Genomic DNA, 7,991 nt, shown 5'->3' with positions numbered 1-7,991 from the left:
CCGATGAACGTGCTGCACTTCCCGCCCCCCTCCCGGCGGGACTAGTCTCAATCAAGGGTGTCACGATGAATCAGCAGCTCCTGGCCAAGACCTTCGTCGAACTGGCCGACAACCTGGTCGCCGACTTCGACCTGATCGACTTCCTGCGCCTGCTCACCGACCGCTGCGTAGGGCTGCTCGGTGCGAGTGCCGCCGGGGTGCTGCTCGCCGACCGCGACGGCGAACTGCGCGTCATGGCCGCCTCCGACGAACAGGTACGCCTGCTGGAACTCTTCCAGCTCCAGAACGACGAAGGCCCCTGCCTCGAATGCTTCCGCACCGGCACACCCGAGGCAGTCCCCGACCTGACCCGGGAGGTCGACCGCTGGCCGCGCTTCGTCGCGGCGGCCCACCGCAGCGGCTTCGGGGCCGTCCAGGCCCTGCCCATGCGGCTGCGCGACGAGACCGTCGGCGCCCTCAACCTCTTCCACGCTGCCCCCGGCCCCTTCGACCCGACGGGCACACTCATCGCCCAGGCCCTGACGGACGTCGCCACCATCAGCCTGCTGCAACAACGCACCGTCCACCGCAGCACGGTGCTCAACGAACAGCTGCAGACAGCGTTGAACAGCCGGGTACTGATCGAGCAGGCCAAGGGGAAACTCGCCGAACGCCAGGGCATCGACATGGAACAGGCCTTCACCGCACTGCGTGGCTACGCCCGCGCCCACAACCGACGCCTGTCCGATCTGGCCCGCGCCTTCATCGACGACTCCGAACCCCTTCACGGCCTGGTGCCCTGACACCGTCGCCGAGGCGGTGACCGCACGCAGCTGCCCAAGCACGAAGATTCACGCTCGGATCACGGGCCGTGCTTCTGGAGGCGCGGTGCTGCTGGTGCGCCGTTGCCGACTGGCGCACGCTGTGGTGCGGCGTCGGCTGCGGGGCTGATCCCGGGCTCCGGGCTCTCGCCCTCGGCTGTCTCGTCGGGGTGCGCCGCCGTCCCCGCTGCTGTCGCTGTCCAAGCGGCGCAGTACAGCAGCAGCCTTGCCATGAGGTTGATCCACAGCACGACGGCGACCGGCACGGCGAAGGCGCCGTACATGCTCTTCCCCGCAACGCCCTGCAGGTAGCCGGTCAGCAACCACTTGAGCAGTTCGAAGCCCACCGCACCGATCAGCCCGGCGACCACGACCGCACGTCGGCCGGGATGCACCCGCGGCAGCCGGGTGAGCAGGTAGACCAGCAGGAGAAAGTCGACGACCAGGGCGATGGCCAGGCCGGCGAAGAACAGCAGAGCGCGTCCCGCCCCGCCTTCGATACCGGCCTGGTCGGCGGCCCAGCCGACGGCACTGTTGGCGAACACCGAACTACCGATCGCGACCAGCCCGACCGCGCCGAGGCCGACCAGCACCACGGAATCCTTGAGCTTGAGCAGGAACGGATTGCCCGGGTCCTGCTCCTTCTCCCACACCGCGCGCAGGCACCCGCGCAGAGCACCGACCCAGTTGATGCCGATCACGAGCAGCAGCGCGCCCGCGATCAGCCCGACGGATCCGGCATGCTCGACGAGACCGTCCAGGTCCAGGAGGTCGGAGAGGCCTGGCGCCTGGGCGGCGATCTTGTCCTGGAGTTTCCCCAGCTGGTCCTCGCTCAGCAGCTCGGCACCGATCGCCGCACCCACGGTGATCAGCGGAAAGAGGGCGACGAAACTGGTGAAGGTGACGGCCGCGGCGAGCCTGGCCCAGTGGACGGCATCCAGCCGCTCGAACGCCCGCCAAGGGTGCGTCCGCATCAGCTTTCCGATCACAGGCAGCCTTCTCAGCCATTCCATGAGAAACACCCACTCCCTGCGTACCCACAGCCGAGAAGAGAGGCATCCAGCGGGGAACCCGCACCGCCTTCCGCCGTATGAGAGCCGCGCTGCCCGATGCTTGCCGAGGGCTGCGCCGGAGCAAGCCGATGACGACCGCTGCGGCGCGAGGTCGTCCGGTGCGGCAAGGCCGCCTGTGGGGCGCGCGGCAGGTGGCCAGGCGGCCGACCTGGATCGTCAGTGAGCGGCCCGGTGGCGGAACCAGTGGTCCTTGTGACGGGGGCGATCGACCAGTCCGGCAGGGTCTTCGTCATCCCTCTCCGCCTGCGCCGTCTGCGCGCTGGTGGAATCGCGTTCGTTGATCAGAACGCCCCGTTCCTGTTCGGCAGCGGCTGTCTCGCGCCGAGACTGCTTGAGCCCGCGACGAGCGGTGCGGCCGCGACGAGCGGCGCGGCGTGCGCCGGTCAGGAGCAGGCTCAGCCCGAGCAAAGCCGCCGCCCCGACGACGAGGCCGTAGAGGAAGAGGGTGCCGGTGGAGCCGGTGACGTCGACTCCGAAGACGGAGAATTCGCCGGTGAACTCGTGGGCGCTGCCGCTGTTGGAAAGAACGCCGGCGACGCCGATGACTACCGCGGCGACGAGAATGACGAGTCCGAGGATGATCATGACGTGCTCCTGGGATCTGCTTTCCTGTCCCCACGGTAGAGCCGTTCTGCCCGGCACGCCACCGCCATGGGTTGCGTCAACCCTGAGAATGAGGTATAGGCGAGACCGGAGGGCGCCGACACTACTGGTGGACGGCCTCTGGCCGCCCATCCGCCACGGCCTCAGGAGGCGTAGCACCGCGCTCGCGCCGACGCCCGGCCCACTGACGCGTGGTGGTAGATGGCGGACCACCACTCCACATGCCCACATGCGGTCGGTGGCGGGAGCGGGACCGTTCGCCGCTGTTGTGTCGGCCAGTGCGTGGTGACGGTCCGGCCCAAGGGCGAGCCTGCGCGAGGAGCCGGCAGATCCGGCTTGGGTCAAGCGCTCACAGGCGGCGCCAGCGAGCCGAGGCGAAGGAGAAGACGCCGAAGAGAACCAGCCCGATCGCGACGCCGACCAGGAGCCATGGCCCCACCGGTGTCTGCGTGAAGCTACGGAGCGTCGCGTCCACGCCCTTGGCCTCGTCCGGATCGAAGCGGACGGCTGCCACCAGGATGAAGATCCCAGCCGCGGCGAACACCGCACCACGTGCCACGCCTCCGACCACGCCCAGAGCGGTGACGACCTGCTTCGTGCGCTGGTTCATGGTGCCGGTGTCCAGCTGTTTCAGGAAGCGCCGCATGGCCGCCCGGACGGCGAGTACCGCGCCGATACCGATCAGGAGGCAGCCCGCGGCACCCACCAGCACCCGGCCGTACGGCAGTTTGAGCGCCGATGCCGTCCAGTCCTGCGACTGCGCGTTGCCGCTGGAGCCCTGCCCGCCCCCGGCAGCGTACGCGGCGGTGGCCCAGCAGATGGCCGCGTAGAAGACCGCCCGCCCGCCGTCAAGGACTCGCGAGGCGGCCTTGTGCCGGGGCCCCCTGCCAAGCGCGCGGGCGCCCCGCCACAACGCCATGCAGCCGAAGCCGACGACCAGCGCCCACAGCATCGCCTTCCCGAAGGGCTGCGCCGCGACCTGGGCCAGCGCACCCTGGCGGTCCGCCGACTCGCCGCCGCTGCCGAGGGCGATCCGGACGGCCAGTACACCGATCAGGACGTACACCACCCCACGTGCCGCAAAGCCTGCCCGCCCGGCTGCAGTCAGTGTCTGCTTCTCCGCGGAGTTCCTTGTCCGGAGCCCGGCAGTCCGGCGCCACCCGTGCACCCGGGACGTCATCACGATGCCCTCCTCGGATTGCGGTCCGCCATCACCTGGTCGCGCAGGCGTGCACAGGTGCGGGTGATCAGGCGGGAGACGTGCATCTGGGAGATACCGAACGCCTCGCCGATGCGGTTCTGCGTCATCTCGCAGAAGAACCTCATGTACAAGATCTGCCGTTCGCGTTCGGGCAGTGCCCGCAGCAAGGGGCGGAGCGCCTCGCGGTTGACGATCCGGTCGAAGCCGGGCTCCATGCCGCCGAGGGTGTCGGTCAGGGGGTGGCCGTCCTCGGAGCGGCTGGGCAAGGTGTCCAAGGACCGGGCGGCGAAGCTCTCGAGCGCCCCCTGACCCAGCCGTACCTCGGCCTCGGTCAGGCCGCTGTGCGCGGCGATCTCGTGGACCGAGGGTTCGCGGCCGTTGAGCGAAGCCCACTCACTGCCGGCGGAACGGGCTCGGGCGCCCAACTCCTGCACGCGCCGCGGCACATGGACACCCCAGAGTTCGTCACGGAAGTGCCGCTTCACCTCGCCGAGGATCGTCGGTATGGCAAAGCTCGGAAAGGCGGTGCCGCGACTGGGGTCGAAGCGGGCTACCGCCTTGACCAGGCCCAGTTGGGCAACCTGCTCGAGGTCCTCGAAGGTCTCACCACGATGGCGGAAGCGCCGGGCGAGCCGTACGGCCATCGGCATCCAGGCGCACACCACCTCCTGCCGCAGCGCGGACCTCTCCGGGCCGTCCGGCAGGGCGGCGATACGGAGGAACGCGACAGCGGTGTCCGGTGCGTCGTGGTAGGGGTGGTCACTTCGCCGACTCTGCGGGCGTTCGTACGTCACGGACATGTGTCTCCCTGATCGGTGGCATCACTCACCGTGGGAGCCGGCAGACCGCAGCACACGGGAGCAGCGAAAACTGCTCCCACGGGCGTGCCTCCGGTCTGAAGCACACCAGGCGGGTTCCCGGACAACCCCCTTTCAAACAGGGTCTCTGCAGCCCATCTGCGGCAATCCGGCGGGGACCGCGCGGGCACAGAACGTGGAGGGCGCGGTAGCGGACTCGGCTCAGGGCGGAAGCGGTTGCTCGTGAGGCCGCGGTCGGAGGGAGGCCGTTGGACCTGGCGTGCCTTCCGGTCAAGGCCCCGCACCATATGTCGTTCGGGCCGAACGCCCCGGCCGGAACGACAAGAGGGCCCGGCCGATTTCCGGTCCGGAACCTGATTGTGAACGAACAACGGGGCACGGGCCGTTGGCCGATTCGTGAGTGCGGGTGGCCGCGTGTTCGACATCGCCGCGGGTACGCAGTCGGCATGAGACACCTCCGCGCACTCGATGCACGGCTCTTCGCACGCGTCGCCTCTGCCCACCCCATGCTCCCGTGGCTGACCGGCGCGGCCGTCATGGGCCTGTCCGGCAATCGCGGCGCACGCCGTGCCGCACTGCGCGCAACCGGCTCCCTGGCCCTGGCCTCCGCCGCCTTCAACATCGTCTCCAGGTCGGCCTCCAGCCACCGCCTTCTGCCGCGGCCCGCCACCCGGGTGTTGCCCTCGGGGCACGCAGCCGCCGTCGCCGCATTCACCACCGCCGCCGCGCTGGAGTCGCCCCGGCTCGGGGCCGCTCTCCTACCCCTCGCTACAGCGGTCACCGCCTTGCGCGCCCGCACCGGAACGCCCTCCACCGGTGATGTCCTCGCGGGCGCCGCACTCGGGATCGGTATCGCTGCGGCGACCTGTCGTTGGTGGCCGCTGCACGTGGACGAACCCGCCGACGCCGCCCGGCCGAACGTCCACGTCCCCGCGCTTCCCGCAGGCCTGGGACTGATCGCGGTCGTCAACAGCGACGCGGGCGGCGACACGCCGGCCGAAGCCGAACTGCGGATCCTCCTGCCGATGACGGACATTCGGCTCTGCGACAGCGGCGTCGACCTGCACCTGGTGCTCGACCGAGCCGCCAAGGACGTACTGGCCCACGGGGGCGCGCTCGGCGTCGTGGGCGGTGACGGGACGGTCAACGCGGCAGCGGTCAGGGCCACCGAAAGCGGACTGCCGCTGGCCGTGTTCCCCGGCGGCACTCTCAACCACTTCGCCACCGACCTCGGACTGGCGACCCTGAAGGCTACTGCCGACGCCGTGGAGGCGGGCTGCGGTGGAGCCGTCGATCTCGGCCGTGTCACGACCGAGGGCAGTGCCGACGGTGACTCCAGCACATACTTCCTGAACACCTTCAGCATCGGCGTCTATCCCGAACTCGTCCGGGCCCGGGAGGCCCGCGAGGACCGCCTGGGCAAGTGGCCCGCCCTCGCCGTCGGCCTGCTCCGCGTCCTCGCCGACGGCACGCCCCGCAGGGTCACCATCGACGGGCGGCACCGCCGACTGTGGCTGCTCTTCGCCGGCAACAGCCGTTACGACCCACCCGGCTTCGCCCCCTCCTACCGCCGCAGCCTCAATGACGGACTCCTCGACATCCGCGCCGTCGACGGCAGCCATCCCTTCGCCCGCACCCGGCTCATCGCGGCCTTCCTCACCGGCACCCTCGCGCGCTCCCGCGTCTACCAGGCCACCACCGTGACCCGGCTGCGCATCGACGGCGTCGGAGAGGAGGGGGACTACACCCGTGACGGCGAGGTGAGCCCGGCCGCCGACACCCTCCTCCTCGACAAGTCGGTCCGTGCGCTCACTGTCTACCTGCCACCGCCGCAGTGACGCCGTCGGCGGGGTGGCGCGCTCTTCGAGCGTTCTGCCCGCTCAACGGCTTTGCGGTCAGGGAAGGGGCAGGCCGGTGTTTCATTTCCACGAGGTGGGCTACACAACGGAGGCGTCCGACGGCCGTCCTGGACGAAGGCACCGGAGAGTTGAGCCCACAGCATCCGGTGCCGTCCGCTGGGCACGCATGCCGTCACCGCCGGTCTGTCAGATGGAGGCGCCGCAGTGCCCGGCGCAGTGCCCGCTGTATCGGTTCCGGGAGCGTCTCGTCCTTCGTCGTGGCGACCAGGGCCGCAGCCACGTCCCGGAGCTTGATGTTGCAGTGCTGCGACACGTCCACCAGCAGGTCCCATGCCCTCTCGCTGGAACACGGTGCCAGGGCCATCACCATGCCGCGCGCCTGGTCGATCACCGCACGGCTCGCCAGCGCGCGGCCCAACTGCTCGTTTCTGGCCCGTAGTTCGACAACCTCTGTCAGTAGAGCCGTTTCCTCCGCCGAAGCCACGGCCGTCAACAGCCCCTGTTCTTCGCGGGGGTGGTCAGCTGGCGCATGGTGCGTACCTCACAGGGCAGACATCCTGTCCGCAGGCGGTCAGCGGCGCGCCAGTTGCCGTTCTCCGGCCGCACCGGGCTTGCAGGCCAGTCCGTAGTGCTTGTTGCGCCATTCCCGGACGTCGGCTGCGTGAATCATGACCTTCCCCTTCCGGACGGCTCATCCGCCGATGGGGAGTCGCACCCCCGGTCTTCCGCGTAGAGCCGCCGCAGCGCACGCCGCAGCGCCCGCTGCATCAGCCGTGAGAGCGGCTCACCCTCCCAGGCGGCGACCACGGCCACGGCCACCTCCGGAAGTTTGGTGTTGCACTGCCGTGCCATGTCCACCAGCAGGTTCCTGGCCGGCCCACGGCGGCAGGGGGCCAGGACCATCACCATGCCGCACGCCTGGTCGATGACCGCACGGCCGGCCAGCGCCCGCCGCAGCTGATCATTCTCGGCGCGCAGTGCGACGACATCCTGACCGCCCGCGTTCTCTGCCCAGGCCTCAGCCGCCACATCCCACCAATTCTCCGGAAGCAAGGTTGTGCGCTGCATGGCATCTGCCTCTCCACGATTTCCGTGCGTCCGGTGTGGCTGAAGCCGCCCCCGAATCTCTGGATGTCGGGCAACTTCATCGCTCACCCGCGGCGTTCATGGTCCCGACGGTCCTCGCGCCTCCAGCGCGCCCGGTGCCGACGGCTGTAGCGACGGTCCCAGCGGTCCTGACGATCCCGGCGGTGCTCGTAGTCCCGGTAGTCCCCGAGATCGGACCCGTCACCACGGATCCAGCCTCCCCCGCGATCGCGGCCGTGCCGGGTGGCGCCGAAGACCAGCACGGCCGCGGCCACCCACCAGATGGGGTTGATGAAACCGAGGCCGAACAAGACCAAGATCAGGATGAGAAGCAGAACGAACACGGCAGACCTCCCGGAGCGGAACGGTGCATCACTGCCGGGGGCCGGGGCCTGTACGAACAGCGTAGCCCTCCCCCGAGGTTGCGGACAGCGACCCACGTCAGCGTCTTGCGCCGGAACCGGATGGCCACTTGACATCTGTCCAGGGGGCGCGGTGAGGGCTAGCGTGTGCGGTACGGCCCGAGCCCCCGGCAGCGTCGAACACCTCTC

General features: G+C 69.9%; 9 protein-coding genes. 2 read left to right on the top strand and 7 right to left on the bottom strand.

What is annotated here, in order from left to right; translation table 11 throughout:
- Positions 1-65 precede the first annotated feature (65 nt).
- Complete coding sequence (locus GAS53_RS54115; RefSeq protein ID WP_151485190.1) at positions 66-782, top strand: GAF and ANTAR domain-containing protein; 717 nt, start codon at positions 66-68, stop codon at positions 780-782.
- A gap of 59 nt (positions 783-841) precedes the next feature.
- On the opposite strand, the gene GAS53_RS54110 is transcribed toward GAS53_RS54115, so the two are convergent.
- The 4 genes from GAS53_RS54110 to GAS53_RS54095 form a co-directional block, all read right to left on the bottom strand.
- Positions 842-1,813, bottom strand: coding sequence for a YihY/virulence factor BrkB family protein (locus GAS53_RS54110; protein ID WP_151485189.1), 972 nt, complete (start codon positions 1,811-1,813; stop codon positions 842-844).
- Positions 1,814-2,029: 216 nt separating this feature from the next.
- Positions 2,030-2,458, bottom strand: a complete 429-nt coding sequence (locus GAS53_RS54105) for a hypothetical protein (protein WP_151485188.1) — start codon at positions 2,456-2,458, stop codon at positions 2,030-2,032.
- A 367-nt stretch (positions 2,459-2,825) separates the two neighbouring features.
- Positions 2,826-3,659: a DUF1206 domain-containing protein gene (locus tag GAS53_RS54100; protein WP_151485187.1), complete on the bottom strand. Its 834-nt coding sequence runs from the start codon at positions 3,657-3,659 to the stop codon at positions 2,826-2,828.
- On the bottom strand, positions 3,656-4,477 hold the full coding sequence (locus GAS53_RS54095) for a SigB/SigF/SigG family RNA polymerase sigma factor (RefSeq protein ID WP_151485186.1): 822 nt from the start codon (positions 4,475-4,477) through the stop codon (positions 3,656-3,658). The genes GAS53_RS54100 and GAS53_RS54095 overlap by 4 nt, the downstream gene beginning before the upstream one ends.
- A gap of 464 nt (positions 4,478-4,941) precedes the next feature.
- Between GAS53_RS54095 and GAS53_RS54090 the strand changes: the two genes are divergently transcribed.
- Positions 4,942-6,333, top strand: coding sequence for a diacylglycerol/lipid kinase family protein (locus GAS53_RS54090; protein ID WP_151485185.1), 1,392 nt, complete (start codon positions 4,942-4,944; stop codon positions 6,331-6,333).
- Between the two features lie 193 nt (positions 6,334-6,526).
- Here the strand turns inward: GAS53_RS54090 and GAS53_RS54085 are convergent, their stop codons facing one another.
- The 3 genes from GAS53_RS54085 to GAS53_RS54075 form a co-directional block, all read right to left on the bottom strand.
- The gene (locus GAS53_RS54085; protein WP_225859716.1) at positions 6,527-6,838 is read right to left on the bottom strand and encodes an ANTAR domain-containing protein; all 312 of its coding nucleotides are present in this window, start codon (positions 6,836-6,838) and stop codon (positions 6,527-6,529) included.
- A gap of 182 nt (positions 6,839-7,020) precedes the next feature.
- The gene (locus tag GAS53_RS54080) at positions 7,021-7,422 is read right to left on the bottom strand and encodes an ANTAR domain-containing protein (protein ID WP_151485184.1); all 402 of its coding nucleotides are present in this window, start codon (positions 7,420-7,422) and stop codon (positions 7,021-7,023) included.
- An 83-nt stretch (positions 7,423-7,505) separates the two neighbouring features.
- Positions 7,506-7,784 carry a hypothetical protein gene (locus GAS53_RS54075; RefSeq protein ID WP_151485183.1) on the bottom strand — a complete coding sequence of 93 codons (279 nt, stop codon included), beginning with the start codon at positions 7,782-7,784 and terminating at the stop codon, positions 7,506-7,508.
- Positions 7,785-7,991: the final 207 nt, after the last annotated feature.

The organism is Streptomyces albicerus, assembly GCF_008905045.1.
GTDB lineage: Bacteria > Actinomycetota > Actinomycetes > Streptomycetales > Streptomycetaceae > Streptomyces > Streptomyces albicerus.
This window is presented reverse-complemented; position numbering and strand designations above follow the sequence as displayed.